Origin of the sequence: Pseudomonas koreensis, assembly GCF_024169245.1 — a bacterium.
Classification (GTDB): Bacteria; Pseudomonadota; Gammaproteobacteria; order Pseudomonadales; family Pseudomonadaceae; genus Aquipseudomonas; species Aquipseudomonas koreensis_F.
The window spans coordinates 5,288,056-5,312,500 of sequence record NZ_JALJWP010000001.1; the positions used below are offsets into that span (position 1 = coordinate 5,288,056).

The following is a 24,445-nucleotide window of genomic DNA, read 5'->3' on the forward strand; positions in this document are numbered from 1 at the left end:
CGCAGGATTGTCTGCGCAGTCGCCTCAAACCTTGGCAAAAAGGCTCGGTTCGGCTTGCACCAAAGCAAAGCGCGGCACCTGCTCGCCGTCAACCTCGACCGACTCGACGAACATGCTCAGCGGGCGCACCCAAAAGCCGTAATCGCCATACAGGGCTTGGTAAAAGACCACTTCTTCTTCGGTTTCGGAATGCCGCGCAACACTGAATACACGGTATTGCGGACCTTTGTAATGTTGGTAGAGCCCAGGTTGTATCGGCATGCTTCGGCCCTCACTGAAATCTTTTCGAAAATAAATAAAAAACCCAAAAACAAAAACCGGGGCACTGGGCCCCGGCTTCCATCGACGAGACGCTTAAACGCGTTCGAAGACGGTGGAGATGCCTTGGCCGAGACCAATGCACATAGTGGCCACCCCGAAGGTGCCGCTATTCTGCTTCATCACGTTCAGCAGGGTGCCGGAAATACGCGCACCGGAGCAACCGAACGGGTGACCCAAGGCGATCGCGCCGCCGTGCAGGTTAACCTTCTCGTTCATCTTGTCGAGCACTTTCAGATCTTTCAGCACCGGCAGAGCCTGTGCGGCGAAAGCTTCGTTGAGCTCGAAGAAGTCGATATCGTTGATGCCGAGGCCCGCACGCTTCAGGGCTTTTTGTGTCGCCGGCACTGGACCATAGCCCATGATTGCCGGGTCCACACCCGCCACTGCCATCGAACGGATCACCGCCATCGGCTGGATACCCAGGTCCTGTGCACGTTGCGCCGACATCACGATCATGCACGAGGCACCATCGGTGATCTGCGACGAAGTGCCCGCGGTCACGGTGCCGCCCTTCGGATTGAATGCCGGCTTGAGCGCCGCCAGACTTTCCAGGGTAGTTTCCGGACGAATGGTTTCGTCATAGTCGTACAGTTTCAGGAAACCGTTCTCGTCGTAACCCTGCATCGGGATGATTTCGTCTTTGAACTTGCCTTCCACGGTTGCCTTGTGGGCCAACTGGTGGGAACGCACGCCAAACGCGTCCTGCTGCTCACGGGTAATGCCGTGCATCTTGCCGAGCATTTCAGCGGTCAGGCCCATCATGCCCGAGGCTTTCGCCGCGTACAGCGACATGTGCGGGTTCGGATCGACACCGTGCATCATGCTCACGTGGCCCATGTGCTCGACGCCACCAACCACGAACACGTCACCGTTGCCGGTCATGATCGCTTGTGCAGCGGTGTGCAGCGCGCTCATCGACGAGCCACACAGGCGGCTGACGGTCTGGCCGGCCGAGGTGTGCGGGATCTGGGTCATCAGCGACGCCATGCGCGCGATGTTCCAGCCCTGCTCCAGGGTCTGGTTGACGCAGCCCCAGATCACGTCCTCGACTTCCGCCGGGTCGACCTTGCTGTTGCGTTCCAGCAGTTTGCTGATCAGGTGCGCCGACATGTCTTCAGCGCGGGTGTTGCGGTGCATGCCGCCCTTGGAGCGGCCCATCGGAGTACGACCGAAGTCGACAATCACGACGTCTCTAGGATTCAAGCTCATAAGTTCACTCTCACTCTAGTTGGGGGCGCTTAACCGAAGAAGCGTTGGCCGTTTTTGGCCATTTCGCGCAGCTTCGCGGTCGGGTGGTACAGCGCGCCCAAATCAGCGTACTGGTCAGCCAGGGCAACGAACTCGGCAACACCGATCGAATCGATGTAGCGCAGCGCACCGCCACGGAATGGAGGGAAACCGATACCGTAGACCAGACCCATGTCGGCTTCGGCGGCGGTTTCAACGATGCCGTCTTCCAGGCAGCGCACGGTTTCCAGGCACAGCGGGATCATCATCCAGTTGATGATGTCTTCGTCAGTGACTTCGCGCTGCTCGTAAACGATCGGCTTGAGCACTTCCAGCACCGACGGATCGGCGACTTTCTTCTGCTTGCCTTTCTTGTCGGCCTCGTAGGCGTAGAAGCCCTTGCCGTTCTTCTGGCCCAGGCGTTTGGCTTCGTACAGCACGTCAATAGCCGAACGACGGTCATCCTTCATGCGGTCCGGGAAACCTTCAGCCATGACGTCACGACCGTGGTGACCGGTGTCGATGCCGACCACGTCCATCAGGTACGCCGGGCCCATCGGCCAGCCGAATTTTTCCATGACCTTGTCGATACGCACGAAGTCGACACCGGCGCTGACCAGCTTGGCGAAACCGCCGAAGTACGGGAACAGCACGCGGTTGACCAAAAAGCCCGGGCAGTCATTGACGACGATCGGGTTCTTGCCCATTTTCTTGGCGTAGGCAACGGTGGTGGCAATGGCCAGCTCGCTGGACTTCTCGCCACGGATCACTTCCACCAGCGGCATCATGTGCACCGGGTTGAAGAAGTGCATGCCGACGAAGTTTTCCGGGCGCTTGAGGGCCTTGGCCAGCAGGCTGATGGAAATGGTCGAGGTGTTGGACGCGAGAATGGTGTCCTCTTTGACCTTGTCTTCGACTTCAGCCAATACCGCTTGCTTGACCTTCGGGTTCTCGACCACAGCTTCGACGACCAGGTCGACGTGACCGAAGTCACCGTAGGACAGGGTCGGACGAATGCCGTTGAGCACTTCCGCCATCTTCGCGGCGGTCATGCGACCCTTGTCAACGCGCCCGACCAACAGCTTGGCAGCTTCGGCCAGACCCTGTTCGATACCGTGCTCGTTGATGTCCTTCATCAGGATCGGCGTGCCTTTGGAGGCCGACTGATAAGCGATACCGCCACCCATGATGCCGGCGCCGAGTACGGCAGCCTGCTTCACGTCCTTGGCGATTTCGTCGTAGGCCTTGGCCTTTTTCTTCAATTCCTGATCGTTCAGGAACAGGCCGATCAGGCTCTGCGCAGCGGAGGTCTTGGCCAGTTTGACGAAGCCTGCAGCTTCCACTTCCAGTGCCTTGTCGCGACCGAAGTTCGCGGCTTTCTGGATGGTCTTGATCGCTTCAACCGGCGCCGGGTAATTCGGGCCGGCCTGGCCAGCCACGAAACCTTTGGCGGTTTCGAAAGCCATCATTTGTTCAATGGCGTTCAACTTGAGTTTTTCAAGTTTCGGCTGACGCTTGGCCTTGTAATCGAACTCGCCGGAGATGGCCCGTTTGATCAGTTCAAGGGCAGCTTCCTGCAGCTTCTCTGGAGCAACCACGGCGTCGACGGCGCTGACTTTCAGTGCGTCTTCAGGACGGTTTTCCTTGCCGGCGGCAATCCACTCGATGGCGTTGTCGACACCGATCAGACGCGGCAGACGCACAGTACCGCCGAAGCCTGGGTAGATGCCCAGCTTGACTTCCGGCAGACCGATCTTGGCCTTGGTGGACATGACGCGATAGTCGGCCGCCAGGCACATTTCCAGACCGCCACCGAGGGCGATACCGTTGATGGCCGCGACGGTTGGGACGTTGAGGTCTTCGAAATCGCTGAAGATCTTGTTGGCTTCGAGATTGCCAGCAACCAGCTCGGCATCCGGCAGCTTGAAGTTGTCGACAAATTCGGTGATGTCGGCGCCGACGATGAACACGTCCTTGCCGCTGCTGACGATCACACCCTTGATCGAAGCATCTGCCTTGATGGTGTCTACGGCCTGACGCAGTTCGTTCAGGGTTAGACGGTTGAACTTGTTGACGGACTCACCCTTGAGGTCGAATTTCAATTCGACGATGCCACTTTCAAGAGCGTTAACCGTGATGGCTTTACCTTCGTAAATCATCAACTGATCTCCACGATATGGAAGCTGAACAGTACACGTCGGAGGCAGGCATATGGCTCAGAAGGACGCTTGTTCGTCGATGCTGATACCTGTCCGCCTGGCACACCCGCCAACGCGATAGTCGGGATTCTGTAGGAGCAGTCTGTAAGACAAACGCTCAATTCATACGCCCGTTTGATTCGGGTACGTCACATTCACGGAATTTCAGACAATTGTCAATCGCCCTAAATTCGGGCTGAAAAGCGACTTTGCAGTCATTCTTGCACCATGATGAGTAGCAACACGCGCCCGCATGGCCAGTCATTCATAGAATCAATAGTTAGAAAAGTCGCCCTAATTCCCGACGCCCCCTGTTCAGAAGGCTACGCTAGGTGGACATTCGGAGAATGTGCCGGGGCGCACAAAGCGCCTGTCGTGAAAAAGATTACCGGCCTGCCTGGCGGTCCCGCCCGACGAATCATGTCGGGCTTTTTATTGCGCGTCTGCCGGATGTTTCACACCGTTGCAGTGAGAAAAGTCCACGCATCACGCCAGCGCTTTCAAGGTCGCATCGATATCCTGCAAAACCGTCGCCTCGCCCTTCTCGCCCCAGTACAAGGCGATCATCTGCTTGTCCGCTTCGATCTTGAAAACATTGCCCGGCAATTTTTCGAAATAATCCAGCAGCGTCCGGTCATCGCAGACTTCTTGCCATTGATTGACCCAAACGCCCGGGGTTTTCTGCCAGTACGTCCAGCACGCCGGCTGACTGCCACGCCGCGGCCGGTGGTACTGGGCGCACGGATTCGGCGGCTCAGGCAACAGCCAGTGCGGCCACTCCTGCGGCGCCAGTTGCATGGCCAGGCCGATGCGTCGCGCCTCCATGCGCAGGGCCATGCGCCCGCTCTGCGTACGCGATGGGCGCAACCAGGCCAGCGGACTTAAAACTACCAGCAGGATTGACACCACCAGCCAGACCGTCATATCTGTACTCCCGATTTTTGATGAGCCCATTGTGTCACTAGCGAACCAATGCGCTTGAAACCAGCCATACTTACCAATATCGAACCCTCAGGAGGAGCACCTCATGCCCTACCACCACATACTGGTCGCTGTAGATCTGACCGAAGAGTGCGACCCTGTGATCCACCGCGCCCGCGAGCTGTCGGTGAGCAACGGTGCCAAGTTGTCGCTGGTGCATATCGTTGAACCGATGGCCATGGCGTTCGGCGGCGACGTGCCGATGGACCTGTCACAACTGCAACAACAGCAGTTCGATCAGGCCAAGGAACGTCTGGAAAAACTGAAATCGAAATATCCCGAGCTCGAAGGCGCCAATTGCCATCTGACCTACGGCCAGCCACGCCAGGAAATCCATCACTTCGCCAAGGAACAAGCGTGCGATCTGATCGTGGTCGGCAGCCACGGCCGTCACGGCCTGGCGTTGTTGCTTGGCTCGACTGCCAACGACGTGCTGCACGGTGCGCCTTGCGATGTACTGGCGGTGCACCTGGTCAAACGCTGAAATAATGTTCCATGTAGGAGTGAGCCTGCTCGCGAGAGCGTTCTGACAGTCGACAAATTCGTTGAATGCCAAACCGCTATCGCGATCAGGCTCACTCCTACAAGGGAACTGCGTTTACATATGAAAAGCCCGGCGCTCATTACTGAGCGCCGGGCTTTTTCATATCAGGATCAATCAGGCATCCAGCTCGGCCCAACGCTCAACCAACACATCCAGTTCGGCCTGCAGTTGCTCCAGCGAAGCTATCACCTTGGCCGTTTCCGCCGGCGGACGCTGATAGAAACCGGCCTCAGCCATTTCCGCCTCAACCGCCGCAATCTGCTGTTCCTTGGCGTCGATATCGCCCGGCAAGGCTTCCAGCTCGCGCTGCAGCTTGTAGCTCAACTTCTTCTTGGCAGCCGGTGCAGCAGCGGCAGGCGCAGCAACCACAGCAGGTTCAGCGGTAACCACCGCTGAATTCAGGTCAGCCTTGCCCGACTTGCTTTCAGTCACACCCAGCAGACGCGGCGAGCCGCCCTGACGGATCCAGTCCTGATAGCCACCAACGTACTCACGAACCTTGCCTTCGCCCTCGAAGACCAGCGTGCTGGTGACCACGTTGTCGAGGAATGCCCGGTCGTGGCTGACCATCAGTACGGTGCCGTTGAAGGTCAGCAGCACTTCTTCGAGCAGCTCGAGGGTTTCCACATCGAGGTCGTTGGTTGGTTCGTCGAGTACCAGCAGGTTGGCCGGTTTGCTGAACAGCTTCGCCAGCAACAGTCGTGCGCGCTCACCACCCGACAACGCCTTGACCGGCGTGCGCGCACGCTGCGGACTAAACAGGAAGTCGCCGAGATAGCTCAGCACGTGGCGGCTCTGCCCGTCGATGTCGATGAAGTCACGACCTTCGGCGACGTTGTCGATCACGGTTTTTTCCAGATCCAGCTGATGGCGCAACTGGTCGAAATAGGCCACGTCGATGCGCGTGCCCTCTTCGACTTTGCCGCTGGTCGGTTGCAGACCGCTGAGCATCAGTTTCAGCAGTGTGGTCTTGCCGGTACCGTTGGCGCCGAGCAGACCGATACGGTCGCCGCGCTGCAGGACCATGGAGAAATCCTTGATCAGGAACGGCCCGCCCGGGTGCGCGAAGCTCACGTTCTCCAGCACCATCACCTGCTTGCCGGATTTGTCGGCGGTTTCCAGCTGGATGTTGGCTTTGCCGGTACGCTCGCGACGCTCACTGCGCTCGACGCGCAGGGCCTTCAGCGCACGCACGCGGCCTTCGTTACGGGTACGCCGGGCCTTGATGCCCTGGCGGATCCACACTTCTTCCTGAGCCAGGCGCTTGTCGAACAGCGCATTGGCGGTTTCTTCAGCGGCCAGTGCGGCCTCTTTGTGCACGAGGAAACTGGCGTAGTCGCCGTTCCAGTCGATCAGGCCGCCGCGATCCAGTTCAAGAATGCGAGTGGCCAGGTTTTGCAAGAAGGAACGGTCGTGCGTGATGAACAGCACGGCGCCCTGGAAATCTTTCAGCGCTTCTTCGAGCCAGGCAATCGCACCGATGTCCAGGTGGTTGGTTGGTTCGTCGAGCAGCAGCAGATCCGGTTCGGACACCAGCGCCTGCGCCAGCAGGACGCGACGACGCCAGCCGCCGGACAGCTCGGCAAGGGTCTTGTCGGCCGGCAGTTGCAGGCGGCTCAGGGTGCTGTCGACCAGCGTCTGCAAGCGCCAGCCGTCACGGGCTTCGAGGTCGTGCTGGACGTGCATCAGCTTGTCCAGATCGGCGTCGGTGACGATGTTCTGGCTCAGATGGTGATATTCGGCGAGCAACGCGCCAACACCATCGAGGCCTTCAGCCACCACGTCGAATACCGTCCGGTCGTCGGCCACCGGCAATTCTTGCGGCAATTCGCCGATTTTCAGACCGGGGGCACGCCACACCGAGCCGTCATCGGGCTTCTGATCGCCCTTGACCAGTTTCATCATGCTGGACTTGCCAGTGCCGTTGCGGCCGATGATGCACACCCGCTCTCCACGGGCGATCTGCCAGGATACCTTGTCCAACAACGGCATAGCGCCGAACGCAAGGGACACATCGCTGAATTTGAGCAGGGTCATGAGCTTCTCCAAAAACCGGGGGCGCATTCTACCCGACTTGGGGCTTCAGCAGGCCGGCAATTTGTCGGTCGAAGCACTCTGCACAACATTTGTTGCGAACTTGTGCAGCGAGGCTCGCAAAGCTTTCGCCGCTTGCTGGCAAAAGGCTAAGCTACAGGCAATTCAGTGCGGATTTCGGTCAGCACTTGTCATGATTTCTCTGCCCGGATGTCTCATGCGCAGTCGCCTTCTCAGTGTTTTGTCCTGCTTGTTACTCACCGCCGCTGCCGCTCAATCCGTCCAGGCGGTGGACCTTTCCACCCAACGCCAGTATTACGATGAAGCCAAACGCGCCCTGGCCAAGGGCGATACCGGCCCGTATTTCCGCTACAGCCAGGCGCTGGCCGATTATCCGTTGGAACCGTACCTGGCCTACGACGAACTGACTGCGCGCCTGAAGACGGCGAGCAATGCGGAGATCGAGAAATTCCTCGCCGAACACGGCGACCTGCCGCAAGCCAACTGGATGAAGCTGCGCTGGTTGCGCTGGCTCGCCGACCGCGGCGACTGGGCGACCTTCGTCAAGTACTACGATCCGAAGCTGAACTTCACCGAGCTCGACTGCCTCAACGCGCAGTATCAGATCAGCCACGACAAGAAAGCCGAAGGCTATGCCAACGCGGAAAAACTCTGGCTGACCGGCAAATCGCAACCGGCCGCCTGTGACACCCTGTTCGGTATCTGGGCCGCGGACGGCCAATTGACCGAGCAGAAACGCTGGGAGCGCACCAAGCTCGCCGCGCAAGCACGCAATTATCCGCTGGCCAACAGTCTGATCAACGGCCTGACCACCCTCGCCCCGCGCGGTCGCTTGCTGGTCGACGTGGCGCAGAAACCCGAACTGCTCAATCAGCCCTCGCGCTTCACCCCGGCCGACGAGCCGATGTCCGACGTGGTTAGCCTCGGCCTGCGCCGCCTCGCCAGGCAGGACCCGGACAAGGCCATGGCCTTGCTCGACGGTTATGCCAGCAGCATGCATTTTTCTCGTGATGAAAAAGTCGCGATCGCCCGTGAGATCGGTCTGACCCTCGCGCGCCGTTTCGACAGCCGCGCCCTGGACGTGATGACCAAATACGATCCGGAGCTGCGCGACAACACCGTCTCGGAATGGCGCCTGCGCCTGCTGCTGCGTCTGGCCCGCTGGAATGATGCGTACGAGCTGACCAAACGTCTGCCGCAAGACCTGGCCACCACTAACCGTTGGCGCTACTGGCAGGCGCGCAGCCTGGAACTGGCCCAGCCACAAAACCCGCAAGCGCTGACCCTGTACAAGAATCTGGCGCGGGAACGTGACTTCTACGGCTTCCTCGCCGCAGACCGTTCACAGTCGCCTTACTCGCTGAACAACAAGCCGCTGGTGCTGAGCCAGGCACTGATCAACAAAGTGCGAAACACCCCCGGTGTACGTCGTGCGCTGGAGTTTCACGCGCGCGGGCAGATCGTCGACGGGCGTCGCGAGTGGTATCACGTCAGCCGCCATTTCAACCGCGATGAAATGGTCGCCCAGGCCAAGCTGGCCTACGACCTGAAGTGGTACTTCCCGGCGATTCGCACCATCAGTCAGGCGCAGTATTGGGACGATCTGGACATCCGCTTCCCGATGGCGCACCGCGATACCCTCGTGCGCGAAGCCAAGGTGCGTGGACTGCATTCGAGCTGGGTGTTCGCCATCACCCGGCAGGAAAGCGCCTTCATGGACGACGCGCGCTCGGGCGTCGGCGCCAGCGGTCTGATGCAATTGATGCCGGGCACCGCCAAGGAAACCGCGCGCAAGTTCAGCATTCCGCTGGCCTCGCCACAGCAAGTGCTCGATCCGGACAAGAACATCCAGCTCGGTGCCGCTTATCTGAGCCAGGTGCACAGTCAGTTCAACGGCAACCGCGTGCTCGCCTCGGCCGCTTACAACGCCGGCCCCGGACGCGTGCGTCAGTGGCTGCGCGGCGCCGATCACCTGAGCTTCGACGTCTGGGTGGAAAGCATTCCGTTCGACGAAACCCGTCAGTACGTGCAGAACGTGCTGTCGTACTCGGTGATCTATGGTCAGAAGCTCAACTCGCCACAACCGCTGGTGGATTGGCATGAGCGGTATTTTGATGATCAATAACCGGTAATCCCGGTTACGTAGGAGCTGCCGAAGGCTGCGATCTTTTGATCTTGCTTAAAAAATGCCCGCATCTGACTGCGGGCATTTTTACATCAAAAGATCGCAGCCTTCGGCAGCTCCTACGAGTCCACTGCGTGGCCATCATTAAACTGCAACGCCGCCAGCCGCGCGTACAGCGGATTGCTGGCGATCAATTGCTGGTGTGTCCCCACCGCGACCAGCTTTCCATGATCCATCACTGCAATTCGATCAGCGTTCTTCACCGTGGCCAGTCGGTGGGCGATCACCAGCGTGGTGCGGTTTTCCATCAGCGTCGGCAGGGCCTGCTGGATCAGATGCTCGCTCTGTGCATCGAGGGCGCTGGTGGCTTCATCCAGCAGCAGGATCGGCGCGTCCACCAGCAAGGCTCGGGCGATAGCCAGGCGCTGGCGCTGACCGCCTGACAGTCCAAGGCCGCCGTCGCCGAGATGAGTCTGATAGCCGTCCGGCATCTGTTCGATGAAGTCGTGGGCGTGGGCGATTCGCGCAGCTTCCTTGACCTGCGCAAGCGTGGCGGTAGGGCAGCCATAGCGAATGTTTTCCTCCACACTGCCGAAGAACAGCGCAGGGGTTTGCGAGACCAGTGCGAAACAGCGGCGCAGGTCCAGCGGATCAAGGCTGGTGAGCGGCACGCCATCGAGCAGAATCTGGCCCTCGCACGGATCGTAGAAGCGCAGCAACAGGTCGTAGATCGTGGACTTGCCCGCACCAGACGGCCCTACCAGTGCAAGGGTTTCGCCCGCCCTCACCGTCAGATCCAAGCCGTCGACGGCGTAGCTTTCTGGACGCGACGGGTAGGAAAAGCGCACTTCCCTGAGCTCAAGCTCACCTCTGATCCGCGCGGGCAGCGTCACCAATCCGCTCGTCGGTGGCTGAATGATGTTTTCCGAGCGCAGCAATTCCGCGATCCGTTCGGCGGCGCCCGCAGCGCGCTGCAGCTCACCGATCACTTCGCCCAACGTACCGAACGCACTGCCGACGATCAGGCTATAGAACACGAATGCCGCCAGCTCCCCGGCAGAGATCCGACCCGCCATCACGTCCATACCGCCGACCCACAACATCACCGCCACCGCGCCCAACACCAGCACGATCACCAGCGTGATCAACCACGCCCGCTGGAAAATGCGTTTACGCGCAGTTTCGAAAGCCTGCTCGACGGTCGAGGCGAAACGCTGCTCGTCCTGGACCTGGTGGTTGTAGGCCTGCACGGTTTTGATCTGACCGAGGGTTTCCGACACGTAACTGCCGATATCGGCGATCCGATCCTGGCTCTGGCGCGACAAATTGCGCACGCGGCGGCCAAATATGAGGATCGGCGCGATCACCAGCGGCAGTGCAATCACGACAATACTGGTCAACTTCGGATTGGTAATGAACAGCAGCACCACACCGCCGATCACCATCAGCAGATTGCGCAGGAACAGCGAGAGGGACGAGCCGATCACCGATTGCAGCAGCGTGGTATCGGCGGTCAGGCGCGACTGGATTTCCGAGCTGCGGTTGTCCTCATAAAAGCCCGGATGCAGATACACCAGGTGATTGAACACCTGACGACGAATATCGGCGACCACGCGCTCGCCGATCCACGACACCAGATAGAAACGAGCGAAAGTGCCGAGCGCCAGCCCGAGCACCAGCAGCATGAAAATGCCGATGGACTGATTGAGCAGATGCGGCGATCGGGTCATGAAACCCTGGTCTACCAACAACTTGATGCCCTGCCCCATCGACAGGGTAATGCCGGCGGTGACGATCAGCGCGAGCAAAGCGCCGAAGGCATGCCAGCGATACGGCAGGAGAAAATGACTGGTCAGGCGCAGGGCGCGCCGGTGTCGGGAAGAAAGCATGGAGATCATGGAATTCACGTCTGTGCAGATGGATCGGGCCAGCCTACAGACTCAGATGGGGTGGAACTCTGTAAATCACAATGAGTCAGGTTAAATATGCCCGGGATGTCCGGATGCTAGAAACGATTGGTCTAAGGTTGCGGTTGAGACGAGCGGTCATTTCTGTTTGAGTAGAGATGCCGCCCGCCGACAGACCGCAGGGAGTTGTCACAGCCTGGTCACGTGGCGGTTTTAACTTAGGCTCACAACCTGATGAGGAGACAGGCCATGTCCTTGCAACACAGCAGCGAAGACAAGATTGAAGTGATCCGCACCCAACCCGACCAGTCTCTGGGTTGCTCGATTATCGATAAGGACGGGCGCGAAGTACCGATCACTGAAAACATGATCCAGGACGCTTGCCGCGAACTGGAGAAGCGATTGGTCAAGCCTGCCGAACAAGAGTGATATAGCCACCGTCTTCCTGACCCGGCCCTGATTGGCCGGGTTTTTTATGCGCCTGATTTAGCTGCAAATCGTGTAGGAGCTGCCGAAGGCTGCGATCTTTTGATCTTCAAAAAGCAAGATCAAAAGATCGCAGCCTCGTTTCACTCGACAGCTCCTACAGCCAATGCCCTTATGGGACACGGATTGCCCCAAGCGCCTCGACAATCTGCCGCAACTCCGGCGCATCCCCTTCAATCCGCACCTTCAGCCCTTCGATCTCGCGTCGCACCGGATACTGCTTGCGCAACACATCAAACGCCGCACGCTGCTCAGCGACATTTCCAACGAGACTACGGCGGAAATCCGCATCATCGCGGCGCGGGTCGTACACGCCGCGGCACAACATCGCCAGCGCCCATGCCGGATCACTGTCGCCGTGCAGGGAAACTTCCGACAGCCACGGTGCGGGCAACAGATCACTCAACTGGATAACCGCAGGCTGGCTCATGAAAGCGCAGAAGGCCTGATAGATCTGCGCGGTCCCACGTTGCTTGCCGTCGAGGCTGTACCCGGCAATATGCGGCGTCGCCAATACACAAAGATCGGCCAGCGCAACATCGACTTCAGGCTCTTTTTCCCAGACGTCGAGCACTGCCTGCAGGTCTTCTCGCTCGAGCAGCACCTCACGCAGTACAGCATTGTCCACCACAGGGCCGCGCGCCGCGTTGATAAGCCATGCACCTTGCTTGAGTTGCTGCAGACGCTGTCGATCAAACAAATGCCAGGTCGCGTCGTCGCCACTACGAGTCAAAGGTGTATGCAGACTGATCACGTCGCACTGTTCGATGATCTGCTCAACGCTGACATAATCGCCGCCCTCGGCAGCCTGACGCGGCGGATCACAAACCTTTACGTTCCAGCCCAGGCCCTTCAGGACCTTGACCAAGCGACCACCGACTTCACCAGCGCCGACGACGCCGTAGGTGCGCTGAGTCAGATCAACGCCTTCGATTTCGGCCAGCGTCATCAGACTGCCCAGTACGTAATCGACCACACCCCGGGCATTGCACCCCGGCGCGCTAGACCAGCAGATGCCGGCCTCGTTGAAGTAATCCAGATCCAGATGATCGGTGCCGATGGTGCAGGTGCCGACAAAGCGCACCTTGCTGCCCTCGAGCAGCGCACGATTGACGTTGGTCACCGAACGCACCAGCAACACATCGGCCTGCTCGACCGTCGCACGGTCAATGGAGCGGCCCGGCACCCGGCGGATCTCGCCGAAACCGGCAAAAAAAGCGTCGAGCAGCGGGATATTTTCGTCGGCAACAATCAGCATGGCGGGCTCCTTGGGCGGATCGGCAGTTTAGGTGCAGACGCGTCGATCAGCCAGCAGCCTTTGCGCTTACAAATGCGCAACAGAGGATTTTTCCTGACCGGGGTGTCAGCGGCGTAGAATGCCCCGCCCCGTGCATCAATATTTTCTGGACGCTTTGCCTGTGAACCCTGTAATTGACCAACCTGTCGCTGTCTCCCTGACCCGCCCTGCGCGGATTCGTCTGGAGTTGAAAAACCTGCTCGCCCTGGCGCTGCCGATCATCATCGCGCAACTGGCGACCACGGCCATGGGCTTCGTCGACGCAGTGATGGCCGGGCGGGTCGGGCCAAAGGATCTGGCGGCAGTGGCACTGGGCAACTCGATCTGGGTGCCGGTGTTTCTGTTGATGACCGGCACCCTGCTCGCCACCACGCCGAAAGTGGCGCAACGTTTCGGCGCCGGCAAGCACAGCGAGATCGGCCCGATCGTGCGTCAGGCGCTGTGGCTGGCATTGGTGGTGGGATTGATCGCCACCTCGATGCTGGTCGCCGCTGAACCGGTGTTGCACCTGATGAAGGTCGACCCAGAGCTGATCGGCCCTTGCATGCAATACCTGCACGGCATCGCCAGCGGCTTGCCGGCGGTGGCCTTCTATCACGTGTTGCGTTGCACCAGTGACGGCATCGGCCGCACCCGCCCGGCCATGGTGCTGGGCCTGTGCGGTCTGGCATTGAACATCCCGCTGAATTACATCTTCATCTATGGCCACTTCGGCGTGCCGGCGATGGGCGGCGTCGGCTGCGGCTGGGCCACGGCGATCGTGATGTGGGTGATGGCGGTGGGGCTGGCCGGTTACGAACGCTGGGCGCCGGCCTATCGCTCGAGCGAACTGTTCGGCCGCTTCGACTGGCCGCAGTGGGCGGTGATCAAACGTCTGCTGTCGATCGGTTTGCCAATCGGCATCGCGGTGTTTGCCGAATCGAGCATCTTCGCCGTGATCGCCCTGCTGATTGGCAGCCTCGGCGCGACGGTGGTGGCCGGCCATCAGATCGCGCTCAACGTCAGTTCGCTGGTGTTCATGATCCCCTATTCGCTGGGCATGGCGGTCACCGTGCGCGTCGGCCAGGCGCTGGGCCGCGAGGAACCGCGTGAGGCGCGTTTTGCCGCCGGTGTCGGCATGGGCACCGCACTGGCCTACGCCTGCCTGTCGGCGAGCCTGATGCTGTTGCTGCGCGAGCCAATTGCGGCGATTTATACCGCTGACCCAACGGTGATTCACATTGCGGCGATGCTGATTGTCTATTCGGCGCTGTTCCAGTTTTCCGATGCAATTCAGGTCACTGCGGCTGGCGCGCTGCGTGGCTATCAGGACACTCGGGTGACGATGATCCTGACCCTGTTCGCCTATTGGGGTATTGGTCTGCCAGTCGGTTACGCGCTGGGCCTGAGCGACTGGCTCGGCGAGCCACGTGGCCCGAGCGGCTTGTGGCAGGGTCTGATTGTCGGTTTGAGCTGCGCGGCGCTGATGCTGTCGATCCGTCTGACACGCAGTGCGCGCAAGCGGATTCGGATCAGTCGTTCGGCGGGTTGATCACCCATAAAAAAGACCTGCATTTGCAGGTCTTTTTTTGCCCAGAGTCAGGACTTCTTGCGAATCCAGTACAGATAAGTGCCGGCCTCTTCATGCTGGCTAACCAGTTCATGGTCGAGGAACACACAGAACTTGGGGATGTCGCGTTTGGTCGAGGGATCGGTGGCGATCACCTTGAGCAGGCCGCCGGGTACCAGATCGCGGATGTGCTGGTGCAACATCATTACCGGCTCCGGGCAATTGAGGCCGGTGGCGTCGAGGGTGCCATCGACCGGGGTATCGATCATTTCACTCATGGTTCACTCCAGAAACTGGCCGGCATTGTCGCGCATTGCCGGGTATTCGGTCATCTGTGGCTTTACACCGCCCCCTGTAGGAGCTGCCGAAGGCTGCGATCTTTGATCCTGATCTTCAAAAACAAAGTCAAAAGATCGCAGCCTTCGGCAGCTCCTACACAGGGCTATCGCTATTTCAGCGGGATCTGGCTTTCTTGGTATCGTGCCGGCGCAAGTGGCAGGTCACTTCTTCGCGGTCGTGATACAGCTGCTTGCAGCCGATATCAACCTTGATCCCGCGAGCCTTGAAGCCATCGGCAATCCGCTCCAGCAGGCGCTTCACTTCGGCATAACGCTGTTTCATCGGCAGCTTCAGGTTGACCACCGCCTCGCGGCAATGTCCCTCGCCAATCCACTCTTCCAGCATCGCAGCGTTGCGCGCCGGTTTCTCGACGATGTCGCAGACCATCCAGTCAACCGGCTGCTTCGGCTTGAAGGTGAACCCGTCAGCCATCAGATGCTGGACCAGGCCGGTTTCCATCAGGCTTTCAGCCATCGGGCCGTTGTCGATGGCGGTGACCAGCATGCCACGGTTGACCAGTTGCCAGGTCCAGCCGCCCGGCGCGGCACCGAGGTCGACGCCAGTCATGTCGCTGTGCAGACGATCTTCCCACTGATCACGCGGAATGAAGTGGTGCCACGCCTCTTCCAGCTTCAAGGTCGAACGGCTAGGCGCTTCGCGGGGAAATTTCAGGCGTGGAATGCCCATCGGCCACATGGCCGAATTGCCGGCGTCGGCCATGCCGAGAAATACTTCGCGTCCGCTTTTGAAGGTCAGTAACAAACGCGGCTTGCTGGCGTCTTCGACCAGTTTGCCAGCGGCTGTCAGAGCCTTGCGCAGCGGGCCTTCGAACTTCTTGCAGAAGTTCGACAGTTCCTTGCCGTCATTGGTATCGACCACTTCCAGCCACAGACTGCCAAACACCGGGAAATCGGCCATGTGCGCGAGGATCACGCTGATCCGGTCGTTTTCCGGCAGATCGATGAAAAAGCCGCGCGCCCACTGCCGCGGGAAGATCAGTTCGGCGAAACGCTGACCGCGCATCAGGCGTTCGGCGCCGTCGGCTTCGGTGCAGACAAACTCGGCGCAGGCCGCAGCCGTTTTGGCTTTGGCGTAACCGGCGACATCGAGACGGGCGGCGAGGTCGGAAATCTCCGAACAGACTTCGCCTTCGAAGCCGGGCCGGCAATGCATGAATAGGGTGTTCATTCTTACTCCTGGGCAGCAGTCGATGATTCGGCTGCTGCGCGATGCTCAAGCCTTGCGCTGCCGCAATGCCTGTCACGAAAACCGGCGCATGATAGCCGAAGTCGGAACCTTGGTTCCGCCCATAGAGTCCAGTTATTAGCCAGCTACTCAAAACAGGGCTAGGTTTAATGCTCTGTCCGTCCCCTCAGTCCGTAGCCGTGCGGACTCAAAGGAGTGATCGTAATGCCGTCCCTCGATAGTCTGAAGTCACTGAAAACCCTACAAATCGACGCCACGACCTACCATTATTTCAGCCTGCCGGAAGCCGCCAAAAGCCTGGGCGACCTCGACAAGTTGCCGATGTCGTTGAAGGTCTTGCTGGAAAACCTGCTGCGCTGGGAAGACGAAAAAACCGTGACCGGTGCCGACCTCAAGGCCATTGCCGCCTGGCTCAAGGAGCGCCGCTCCGATCGGGAAATCCAGTACCGCCCGGCTCGCGTGTTGATGCAGGATTTTACCGGCGTCCCTGCCGTAGTCGACCTCGCTGCGATGCGTGCGGCGATGGCCAAGGCCGGTGGCGACCCGCAACGGATCAATCCGTTGTCGCCGGTGGATCTGGTGATCGACCACTCGGTAATGGTCGACAAGTTTGGCAGCGCCAGTGCATTCGAACAGAACGTCGACATTGAAATGCAACGCAATGGCGAGCGCTATGCCTTCCTGCGCTGGGGCCAGAGTGCGTTCGATAACTTCAGTGTGGTACCGCCGGGCACCGGCATCTGCCACCAGGTCAACCTCGAATATCTCGGCCGCACCGTGTGGACCAAAGAAGAGGATGGCCGCACCTACGCCTTCCCCGATACGCTGGTCGGCACCGACTCTCACACCACTATGATCAATGGCCTCGGCGTGCTCGGCTGGGGCGTTGGCGGGATCGAAGCGGAAGCGGCGATGCTCGGGCAACCGGTGTCGATGCTGATTCCGGAGGTGATCGGCTTCAAACTCACCGGCAAGCTCAAGGAAGGCATCACCGCGACCGACCTGGTGCTGACCGTCACGCAGATGCTGCGCAAGAAAGGCGTGGTTGGCAAATTCGTCGAATTCTATGGCGATGGCCTCGCCGACCTGCCGTTGGCCGACCGCGCGACCATCGCCAACATGGCCCCGGAATACGGTGCGACTTGCGGCTTCTTCCCGGTCGACGATGTCACCCTGGAATACCTGCGCCTGTCCGGCCGGCCGCCAGAAGTGGTGAAACTCGTCGAGGCGTACACCAAGGCTCAAGGCCTGTGGCGTCTGCCGGGTCAGGAACCGGTGTTCACCGACAGCCTGGCCTTGGACATGGGCAGCGTCGAGGCCAGTCTCGCCGGGCCGAAACGCCCGCAGGATCGCGTCTCGCTGCCGAATGTGGCGCAGGCCTTCAGTGACTTCATCGACCTGCAATTCAAACCCACCAGCAAGGAAGAAGGACGCCTGGAAAGCGAGGGCGGTGGCGGCGTCGCCGTGGGCAATGCCGATCTGGTGGGCGAAGCGGATTACGAATATGACGGCAAAACCTATCGCCTGAAAAACGGTGCCGTGGTCATCGCCGCGATCACCTCGTGCACCAACACTTCCAACCCGAGCGTGATGATGGCGGCCGGGCTGCTGGCGAAAAAAGCTGTCGAGAAAGGCCTGACGCGCAAGCCGTGGGTGAAAAGCTCACTGGCCCCCGGTTCGAAAGTCGTCACCGACTATTACAAGGCTGCCGGGCTGACTCAGTACCTTGATCAGCTCGGGTTTTCTTTGGTCGGCTATGGCTGCACCACCTGCATCGGCAACTCCGGGCCGCTGCCGGACCCGATCGAGAAGGCCATTCAGAAAGCCGATCTGACCGTCGCGTCAGTACTGTCCGGTAATCGCAATTTCGAAGGCCGGGTGCACCCGCTGGTTAAAACCAACTGGCTGGCCTCGCCGCCGCTGGTCGTCGCCTATGCATTGGCTGGCAGCGTGCGCACGGATATCAGCAGCGAACCGCTGGGCGAGGATCAGCAAGGCAATCCGGTGTATCTGCGCGATATATGGCCAAGCAGCCGGGAAATCGCCGAGGCGGTGAATCAGGTCAACACGGCGATGTTCCACAAGGAATATGCCGAAGTGTTCGCCGGTGATGAGCAATGGCAAGCCATCGAGGTGCCGCAAGCGGCGACTTACGTGTGGCAGGACGATTCGACCTACATTCAGCATCCACCTTTCTTTGACGATATTTCCGGCCCTTTGCCGGAAGTCAAAGACGTCAAAGGTGCGCGGGTACTGGCCTTGCTCGGTGATTCGGTAACCACCGACCACATCTCCCCCGCCGGCAATATCAAGATCGACAGCCCGGCCGGGCGTTATCTGCAGGAAAAAGGCGTCGAGCCGCGTGATTTCAACTCCTATGGCTCACGTCGCGGTAATCACGAAGTGATGATGCGCGGGACCTTCGCCAATATTCGTATCCGCAACGAAATGCTCGGGGGCGAGGAAGGCGGCAACACGATCTACATACCCAGCGGGGAAAAACTGGCCATCTATGATGCGGCCATGAAGTATCAGGCTTCGGGCACGCCACTGGTGGTGATTGCCGGCCAGGAATATGGCACCGGGTCAAGCCGTGACTGGGCCGCAAAAGGTACCAATCTGCTGGGGGTCAAAGCGGTGATTGCGGAGAGTTTCGAGCGTATTCACCGCTCCAATCTGGTCGGCATGGGTGTGCTGCCGTTACAGTTCAAGCTTGACCAGAATCGCAAGAGTCTCAATCTGACTGGCAAGGAAACATTCGAGATTCAGGGGCTGAGCGGTGTCGAGTTGACGCCGCGGATGAATCTGCCTCTGGTGATTACTCGCGAGGATGGGCGTCAGGAGAAGATTGAAGTCTTGTGCCGGATTGATACGTTGAACGAGGTCGAGTACTTCAAATCGGGGGGGATTCTGCATTATGTGTTGCGGCAGTTGATTGCTTCGTAAGGAGCAACATTTGTGAAGCTGCCCTTGGCTGCGATTTTTTGACTTTGGCTTTCAAGAGCAAGATCAAAAGATCGCAGCCTTCGGCAGCTCCTACGTACAGACGAAAAAAAACCCGCCGAAGCGGGTTTTTCCCAAGACCATTATCGACTCCCTGTCGGCAGCGATCCTTGCAAATGGTCGATCATCCATGATCCTGAAACACTCCCTGTGTCTCAGTTGATGTGTGTAGATTACCCAGTGGATCCAATCAGCAATAGTCGTAAAAGCTACCAACGCGTGTAAGACATTCGCCATACAAACACTTCCGAAAACCCTTAGACCTGTCAGGCACTACCGCTTTCACGGGCCTTGGCGCTTTCGGCGAGGAATTGTTCAAGCCTGCTCAATTGTTCCTCCCAGCCGCGACTGTCCATGTAATACGCCTCTTTCTGGCGAATATCCGGAATGTGCGCGAAGCCGGATTCCGAGACCTTGAGCAACGTGCCGTCTTCAAAATCCTGCAGCTCGAATTTGACCAGGGTGGTGGGCTCTTGGGAGTAGTCGATCTTCGGGTTGACTGCGTACGGATGCCAGCGGAAAGAAAACAACTGCTGCGGCTCGACCCGCTCGATCAGCACATTCCACAATACGTGTTCATAACCGGGGTACGTGACCTGGCCCTGTGTCCATTCGCCGGCGATGAACCGCCGGCCCTCCAGCGCCACGCCGAACCACTGGCCAAAGGCCTCGGCATCGACAAGTGCACGCCAGACATGGGAGCGCGACGCCTTGAGCGTGATTTTGCGTTCGAAACTGTTGGGTACTGGTTTCATACGTCACCTCATGTTCTGAACACTAGGCTTGTATGACCACGTGTCCAATGCGAAGTTGTATCGAAGCGCTGCAACCACGCAATCCTGCGGACACATCCTGCCGTAGTTTTCGCTCTGTGATCAGCGCTGCCCGACCTGTTATCTTTTCAGCGAATCCGCAGAAACAAGGACGAATCATGCAGCCTTCTCTTGCCGATCGTTATCGCGGCGCCCTCCTCGGCCTGGCCTGCGGCGATGCGGTCGGCACAACGGTCGAGTTTCAACCGCGAGGATCATTCCGACCGCTGAGTGATATGGTCGGCGGTGGTCCGTTCCAGCTCAAACCGGGGCAATGGACCGATGACACCTCCATGGCACTCTGCCTGGCCGAGAGCCTGCTGAGCAAAAACGGCTTCGATGCGGCTGATCAGATGGGGCGTTATCTCAATTGGTGGAAATGGGGATACCTGAGTTCCACCGGTACATGTTTCGATATCGGCATGACCGTGAGCCAGGCGCTGGAACAGTACCAGACAACCGGGGACCCTTTTGCGGGTTCCACTGACCCTCTTACCGCTGGCAACGGTTCGCTGATGCGATTGGCGCCCGTCGTGCTGTTCTATTTTCCCGACATTCGACAGATCCAGACCTTTGCTGCCGATAGTTCGCGCACAACCCATGCGGCGCCGGAGGCAATCGAGTGCTGCCAATTGCTGGCTGATCTGATCGCGAGAGCGCTGGAGGGTGCGGAGAAAACACAGCTTCGCCGGTCACCACTGTCAGAGCTTTCCCAGCCCAAGGTGGTTGCGATCGCACGGGGTGAGTACCTCGATAAAGCGGAAACTGAAATCAAAGGCAGCGGCTATAGCGTCCAATCACTGGAAGCCGCTTTGTGGTGCTTTCATCACACGCAGAGCTACGCTGACGCCGTACTCAAAGCAGCCAATCTCGGTGATGATGCGGATACTACGGCTGCTATCGTGGGTCAGTTGGCCGGCGCTTACTACGGCGCTCGGGCGATTCCTGAGCACTGGCTGGAGCAGCTGCATGAAGGCGAAGAAATCGCAGCCACTGCGGATCGCCTGCTTGAGGCCTCCAGGTTACGTGCGTAACAATCGCTACACTGTTTTGCTCTTTCCACTCGATACAGCGAGAACCTAATGTCAGTGCGCCTGCTCCTGGCCCTTGCGCCTTTTTTATTTTCCCCATTCGCCCACGCCGCCGTTGATTGCTCCAACGCCAACGATCAGGCGACGATGAATCAATGCGCGGGGCAAACCTTCAAAGCGGCAGACAAGGAACTGAATACGCTCTATCAGCAGATTACCGGACGCCTGAAGGACAACCCGGACGGCAAGAAGCTGCTGGTCAACGCGCAACGGGCGTGGATCAGCTTTCGGGATGCCGAGTGCAAGTTTTCGGCATCCGCGGTGGCGGGTGGGAGTGTTTATCCATTGATTTACAGCGATTGCCTGACGGACATGACCAAGACGCGTGTCGAGGCGCTCAAGCAATATCTGAAATGTGAGGAAGGCGACATGAGTTGCCCGGTACCTAGTACGTAATCACAGGCTCCGCTCGCGGGAGCCTGTGTTCTGAAGCCGTTAAGCCTCAAACGTGGGGGTCACCCGGTGCTTTGCTCGGCGCAGCGTATTGCGGCTTGAGGTGGCCATCCTGATCGAGCAACCAGGCGTCCATGATCTGCCGGACGACTGGTCCTGCGACTCGCCCCCCAGCCTCGCCGTTCTCGATCATTACCGAGATGGCGATCTTTGGATGCTCTGCCGGTGCAAATCCAACGAATAAAGCGTTGTCGCGGTGACGTTCGAGGGTTTTCTCGCGGTTGTAGCGCTCACCCTGCTTGATCGCCACCACTTGCGCCGTACCACTCTTGCCGGCGATGCGGTATTGCGCGCCCGCCGCGGCCGCTCGGGCAATACCTCGAGCATCGTGCATGACCATCTGCATACCGTGGTTGACCTGTTCCCAATCACGCGGATCCTTGAGCAGGATGTTCGGCATCGGGTGCTCGTCAACCGGCGCTACGCCGTCGACCGACTTGGCCAGATGCGGCCGATTCCATATCCCCTTGTTGGCAATCAGTGCAGTGGCCTGGGCCAATTGCAGCGGCGTGACCTGCATGTAGCCCTGGCCGATGCCGAGAATGACGGTTTCACCGGGATACCAAGCCTGTCGCCGCGTCGCGCGTTTCCAGGCTTGCGACGGCATCAGACCGGGCGACTCTTCAAACATGTCCAGCGAGACCTTTTCACCAAGGCCGAACATCGCCATATAGTCGTGCAGACGATCGATGCCAAGCTTGTGAGCCAGGTCGTAGAAGTAGGTATCGTTGGAGCGCATTATCGCCGCATCCATGTCCACCCAGCCGTCACCGCTGTGGTTCCAGTTGCGATACTTGTGATCGAAGTCCGGGAGTTGGTAATAGCCGGGATCAAATACGCGGGTCTGCGGGGTGACGACACCGGCGTCCAGACCGGCGATGGCGACTTCCGGCTTGATCGTCGAACCCGGGGCGTACAGGCCGCGCAATACGCGGTTGAACAGCGGACGGTCGATGGAATCGCGCAGCGCCGAATATTCCTTGGAGCTGATGCCAGTGACGAACAGATTCGGATCGAAGCTAGGGTTGCTGACCATGGCCAGCACTTCTCCCGTGGACGGATCAAGAGCAACCACGGATCCACGACGGTCGCCCAACGCGGCTTCGGCGGCTTCCTGCAGTTTCACATCGAGGCTGAGGACGATGTTTTTGCCTGGCACCGGATCGGTGTGCTTGAGCACACGCAGGACTCGGCCTTGAGCATTGGTTTCGACCTCTTCGTAACCAACATGGCCGTGCAGCTGCGCTTCATAAAAGCGCTCGATACCGGTTTTACCGATGGACTGCGTACCACGGTATTCAACGGAGTCGAGGGTTTTCGATTCTTTTTCATTGATCCGACCGACATAACCGATCGAATGGGCGAAATGTGCGCCGAGGGGATAGTGCCGGACAAACTGCGGTTCGACATCAAGGCCCGGCAGACGGAATTCATTGACCGCCAGGACGGCGATCTGCTCTTCCGTCAGCTCATAAAACAGGGTGACCGGTGTGAACGGATGCCGGGATTGTTTCATCGCCTTGTCGAATACCGTGCGATCTTCAGCAGGCAGGTGCAGCAAGTTGATGACATCGTCCAGCTCCTGATTGACGTCGGTTGCACGCTCACGGGTGATGGTCAGGTTATAGCTGGGACGGTTGTCGGCGAGAAGTACACCGTTGCGGTCGTAGATCAATCCGCGCGTCGGCGGTATCGGCAGGACGTGGACACGGTTGTTTTCGGAGATGGTCGAGTGGTAGTCGAATTCCACTACTTGGAGGATGTACAGGCGCACAACCAGAGCACAGCTGATGGCGAAGACGAACAGAGCACAGGCGATCAAGCGTTTGTTGACCAGCCGCGTCTCTTTTTCATGGTCCTTGATCGGGATTGGTTCAGGCATTTCTACAGCAACTCTTTGACATAAATGAGTGCCGATCCGTGGGCAGGACATCAGTCCGTTAAAAAACGAGCTGCACCATACCAAAACTGGCTGTCCACTTCAGGATGAATTTACCCCGATCGTCCTCTGAAAACTTTCTCGCAGGCAAAACAAAACCCCAACTGCTTTCGCAATTGGGGTTTCGGAATTTAATCTTGACGATGACCTACTCTCACATGGGGAAACCCCACACTACCATCGGCGATGCATCGTTTCACTGCTGAGTTCGGGATGGGATCAGGTGGTTCCAACGCTCTATGGTCGTCAAGAAATTCGGGTACTGACTCGTGACCAGATGGCCTCGCTTCAGCAAATTGGGTATGTGACAGCTAGGTGTTTGTGAACTTCGAACTTTCGGTTCGTTTCGTCTTCACACACCGCAATCTGGTGCCTTTTCAGGTCAGCAAATTGCTTGGGTGTTATATGGTCAAGCCTCACGGGCAATTAGTATTGGTTAGCTCAACGCCTCACAGCGCTTACACACCCAACCTATCAACGTCGTAGTCTTCGACGGCCCTTCAGGGAACTCAAGGTTCCAGTGAGATCTCATCTTGAGGCAAGTTTCCCGCTTAGATGCTTTCAGCGGTTATCTTTCCCGAACATAGCTACCCGGCAATGCCACTGGCGTGACAACCGGAACACCAGAGGTTCGTCCACTCCGGTCCTCTCGTACTAGGAGCAGCCCCTCTCAAATCTCAAACGTCCACGGCAGATAGGGACCGAACTGTCTCACGACGTTCTAAACCCAGCTCGCGTACCACTTTAAATGGCGAACAGCCATACCCTTGGGACCGGCTTCAGCCCCAGGATGTGATGAGCCGACATCGAGGTGCCAAACACCGCCGTCGATATGAACTCTTGGGCGGTATCAGCCTGTTATCCCCGGAGTACCTTTTATCCGTTGAGCGATGGCCCTTCCATACAGAACCA

The 24,445-nt window shown here is 58.8% G+C and carries 18 protein-coding genes and 2 rRNA genes (1 of these 20 cut by a window edge); 7 read left to right on the forward strand and 13 right to left on the reverse strand.

The genetic code is table 11. The annotated features are described in order from the left end of the window. Positions 1-24 precede the first annotated feature (24 nt). From J2Y90_RS23410 to J2Y90_RS23425, 4 genes are all read right to left on the reverse strand, one after another. Complete coding sequence (locus J2Y90_RS23410) at positions 25-261, reverse strand: DUF1653 domain-containing protein (RefSeq protein ID WP_129999685.1); 237 nt, start codon at positions 259-261, stop codon at positions 25-27. A 93-nt stretch (positions 262-354) separates the two neighbouring features. Next, positions 355-1,530 carry an acetyl-CoA C-acyltransferase FadA gene (gene fadA, locus J2Y90_RS23415; RefSeq protein WP_016775495.1) on the reverse strand — a complete coding sequence of 392 codons (1,176 nt, stop codon included), beginning with the start codon at positions 1,528-1,530 and terminating at the stop codon, positions 355-357. 29 nt (positions 1,531-1,559) lie between these two features. Beyond that, positions 1,560-3,707 carry a fatty acid oxidation complex subunit alpha FadB gene (gene fadB, locus J2Y90_RS23420; RefSeq protein ID WP_253503838.1) on the reverse strand — a complete coding sequence of 716 codons (2,148 nt, stop codon included), beginning with the start codon at positions 3,705-3,707 and terminating at the stop codon, positions 1,560-1,562. Positions 3,708-4,232: 525 nt separating this feature from the next. Next, positions 4,233-4,670, reverse strand: coding sequence for a hypothetical protein (locus tag J2Y90_RS23425; protein ID WP_071173062.1), 438 nt, complete (start codon positions 4,668-4,670; stop codon positions 4,233-4,235). 103 nt (positions 4,671-4,773) lie between these two features. On the opposite strand from J2Y90_RS23425, the gene J2Y90_RS23430 reads away from it, so the two are divergent. Beyond that, positions 4,774-5,211: a universal stress protein gene (locus tag J2Y90_RS23430; RefSeq protein WP_122612722.1), complete on the forward strand. Its 438-nt coding sequence runs from the start codon at positions 4,774-4,776 to the stop codon at positions 5,209-5,211. A 174-nt stretch (positions 5,212-5,385) separates the two neighbouring features. Here the strand turns inward: J2Y90_RS23430 and J2Y90_RS23435 are convergent, their stop codons facing one another. Beyond that, on the reverse strand, positions 5,386-7,308 hold the full coding sequence (locus tag J2Y90_RS23435) for an ATP-binding cassette domain-containing protein (protein WP_253503842.1): 1,923 nt from the start codon (positions 7,306-7,308) through the stop codon (positions 5,386-5,388). Positions 7,309-7,522: 214 nt separating this feature from the next. Here J2Y90_RS23435 and J2Y90_RS23440 point away from each other — a divergent pair, with 214 nt between their 5' ends. Further along, positions 7,523-9,451: a transglycosylase SLT domain-containing protein gene (locus tag J2Y90_RS23440; RefSeq protein ID WP_253503845.1), complete on the forward strand. Its 1,929-nt coding sequence runs from the start codon at positions 7,523-7,525 to the stop codon at positions 9,449-9,451. 119 nt (positions 9,452-9,570) lie between these two features. Here the strand turns inward: J2Y90_RS23440 and J2Y90_RS23445 are convergent, their stop codons facing one another. Then, positions 9,571-11,349 carry an ABC transporter transmembrane domain-containing protein gene (locus J2Y90_RS23445; protein ID WP_253503848.1) on the reverse strand — a complete coding sequence of 593 codons (1,779 nt, stop codon included), beginning with the start codon at positions 11,347-11,349 and terminating at the stop codon, positions 9,571-9,573. 258 nt (positions 11,350-11,607) lie between these two features. On the opposite strand from J2Y90_RS23445, the gene J2Y90_RS23450 reads away from it, so the two are divergent. Next, entirely contained in the window at positions 11,608-11,787 is a 180-nt protein-coding gene (locus tag J2Y90_RS23450; protein ID WP_253503851.1) for a PA1571 family protein, read from the forward strand. A 169-nt stretch (positions 11,788-11,956) separates the two neighbouring features. On the opposite strand, the gene pdxB is transcribed toward J2Y90_RS23450, so the two are convergent. After that, entirely contained in the window at positions 11,957-13,102 is a 1,146-nt protein-coding gene (gene pdxB, locus J2Y90_RS23455; RefSeq protein WP_253503855.1) for a 4-phosphoerythronate dehydrogenase PdxB, read from the reverse strand. Positions 13,103-13,262: 160 nt separating this feature from the next. Between pdxB and J2Y90_RS23460 the strand changes: the two genes are divergently transcribed. Then, entirely contained in the window at positions 13,263-14,672 is a 1,410-nt protein-coding gene (locus J2Y90_RS23460; protein ID WP_367399446.1) for an MATE family efflux transporter, read from the forward strand. A 47-nt stretch (positions 14,673-14,719) separates the two neighbouring features. Here J2Y90_RS23460 and tusA read toward each other — a convergent pair whose 3' ends face one another. Beyond that, complete coding sequence (tusA, locus tag J2Y90_RS23465) at positions 14,720-14,968, reverse strand: sulfurtransferase TusA (protein ID WP_016775503.1); 249 nt, start codon at positions 14,966-14,968, stop codon at positions 14,720-14,722. Positions 14,969-15,143: 175 nt separating this feature from the next. Beyond that, positions 15,144-16,217 carry a 23S rRNA (cytidine(2498)-2'-O)-methyltransferase RlmM gene (rlmM, locus tag J2Y90_RS23470; RefSeq protein WP_253503859.1) on the reverse strand — a complete coding sequence of 358 codons (1,074 nt, stop codon included), beginning with the start codon at positions 16,215-16,217 and terminating at the stop codon, positions 15,144-15,146. Positions 16,218-16,439: 222 nt separating this feature from the next. On the opposite strand from rlmM, the gene acnA reads away from it, so the two are divergent. Continuing rightward, positions 16,440-19,181, forward strand: a complete 2,742-nt coding sequence (gene acnA / locus J2Y90_RS23475) for an aconitate hydratase AcnA (protein WP_253503863.1) — start codon at positions 16,440-16,442, stop codon at positions 19,179-19,181. Between the two features lie 323 nt (positions 19,182-19,504). Here acnA and J2Y90_RS23480 read toward each other — a convergent pair whose 3' ends face one another. Next, positions 19,505-19,993, reverse strand: a complete 489-nt coding sequence (locus J2Y90_RS23480; RefSeq protein ID WP_253503866.1) for an SRPBCC family protein — start codon at positions 19,991-19,993, stop codon at positions 19,505-19,507. Between the two features lie 176 nt (positions 19,994-20,169). Between J2Y90_RS23480 and J2Y90_RS23485 the strand changes: the two genes are divergently transcribed. After that, entirely contained in the window at positions 20,170-21,084 is a 915-nt protein-coding gene (locus tag J2Y90_RS23485) for an ADP-ribosylglycohydrolase family protein (protein ID WP_253503869.1), read from the forward strand. A gap of 48 nt (positions 21,085-21,132) precedes the next feature. Beyond that, the gene (locus J2Y90_RS23490; protein WP_253503872.1) at positions 21,133-21,537 is read left to right on the forward strand and encodes a lysozyme inhibitor LprI family protein; all 405 of its coding nucleotides are present in this window, start codon (positions 21,133-21,135) and stop codon (positions 21,535-21,537) included. Positions 21,538-21,583: 46 nt separating this feature from the next. Here the strand turns inward: J2Y90_RS23490 and mrdA are convergent, their stop codons facing one another. The 3 genes from mrdA to J2Y90_RS23505 all read right to left on the reverse strand — a co-directional run. Further along, the gene (mrdA, locus tag J2Y90_RS23495; protein WP_253503875.1) at positions 21,584-23,476 is read right to left on the reverse strand and encodes a penicillin-binding protein 2; all 1,893 of its coding nucleotides are present in this window, start codon (positions 23,474-23,476) and stop codon (positions 21,584-21,586) included. Between the two features lie 192 nt (positions 23,477-23,668). After that, positions 23,669-23,784: ribosomal RNA gene (rrf, locus tag J2Y90_RS23500) — 5S ribosomal RNA — on the reverse strand. Positions 23,785-23,938: 154 nt separating this feature from the next. After that, positions 23,939-24,445 (reverse strand): 23S ribosomal RNA (locus tag J2Y90_RS23505) (it continues 2,387 nt past the right edge of the window).

Excerpts from the sequence above, each read along its gene's own strand:
- J2Y90_RS23410 (WP_129999685.1), bottom strand. The coding sequence starts at position 261 with ATGCCGATACAACCTGGGCTCTACCAACATTACAAAGGTCCGCAATAC.
- fadA (WP_016775495.1), bottom strand. The coding sequence starts at position 1,530 with ATGAGCTTGAATCCTAGAGACGTCGTGATTGTCGACTTCGGTCGTACT.
- fadB (WP_253503838.1), bottom strand. The coding sequence starts at position 3,707 with ATGATTTACGAAGGTAAAGCCATCACGGTTAACGCTCTTGAAAGTGGC.
- J2Y90_RS23425 (WP_071173062.1), bottom strand. The coding sequence starts at position 4,670 with ATGACGGTCTGGCTGGTGGTGTCAATCCTGCTGGTAGTTTTAAGTCCG.
- J2Y90_RS23430 (WP_122612722.1), top strand. The coding sequence starts at position 4,774 with ATGCCCTACCACCACATACTGGTCGCTGTAGATCTGACCGAAGAGTGC.
- J2Y90_RS23435 (WP_253503842.1), bottom strand. The coding sequence starts at position 7,308 with ATGACCCTGCTCAAATTCAGCGATGTGTCCCTTGCGTTCGGCGCTATG.
- J2Y90_RS23440 (WP_253503845.1), top strand. The coding sequence starts at position 7,523 with ATGCGCAGTCGCCTTCTCAGTGTTTTGTCCTGCTTGTTACTCACCGCC.
- J2Y90_RS23445 (WP_253503848.1), bottom strand. The coding sequence starts at position 11,349 with ATGATCTCCATGCTTTCTTCCCGACACCGGCGCGCCCTGCGCCTGACC.
- J2Y90_RS23450 (WP_253503851.1), top strand. The coding sequence starts at position 11,608 with ATGTCCTTGCAACACAGCAGCGAAGACAAGATTGAAGTGATCCGCACC.
- pdxB (WP_253503855.1), bottom strand. The coding sequence starts at position 13,102 with ATGCTGATTGTTGCCGACGAAAATATCCCGCTGCTCGACGCTTTTTTT.
- tusA (WP_016775503.1), bottom strand. The coding sequence starts at position 14,968 with ATGAGTGAAATGATCGATACCCCGGTCGATGGCACCCTCGACGCCACC.
- rlmM (WP_253503859.1), bottom strand. The coding sequence starts at position 16,217 with ATGAACACCCTATTCATGCATTGCCGGCCCGGCTTCGAAGGCGAAGTC.
- acnA (WP_253503863.1), top strand. The coding sequence starts at position 16,440 with ATGCCGTCCCTCGATAGTCTGAAGTCACTGAAAACCCTACAAATCGAC.
- J2Y90_RS23480 (WP_253503866.1), bottom strand. The coding sequence starts at position 19,993 with ATGAAACCAGTACCCAACAGTTTCGAACGCAAAATCACGCTCAAGGCG.
- J2Y90_RS23485 (WP_253503869.1), top strand. The coding sequence starts at position 20,170 with ATGCAGCCTTCTCTTGCCGATCGTTATCGCGGCGCCCTCCTCGGCCTG.
- J2Y90_RS23490 (WP_253503872.1), top strand. The coding sequence starts at position 21,133 with ATGTCAGTGCGCCTGCTCCTGGCCCTTGCGCCTTTTTTATTTTCCCCA.
- mrdA (WP_253503875.1), bottom strand. The coding sequence starts at position 23,476 with ATGCCTGAACCAATCCCGATCAAGGACCATGAAAAAGAGACGCGGCTG.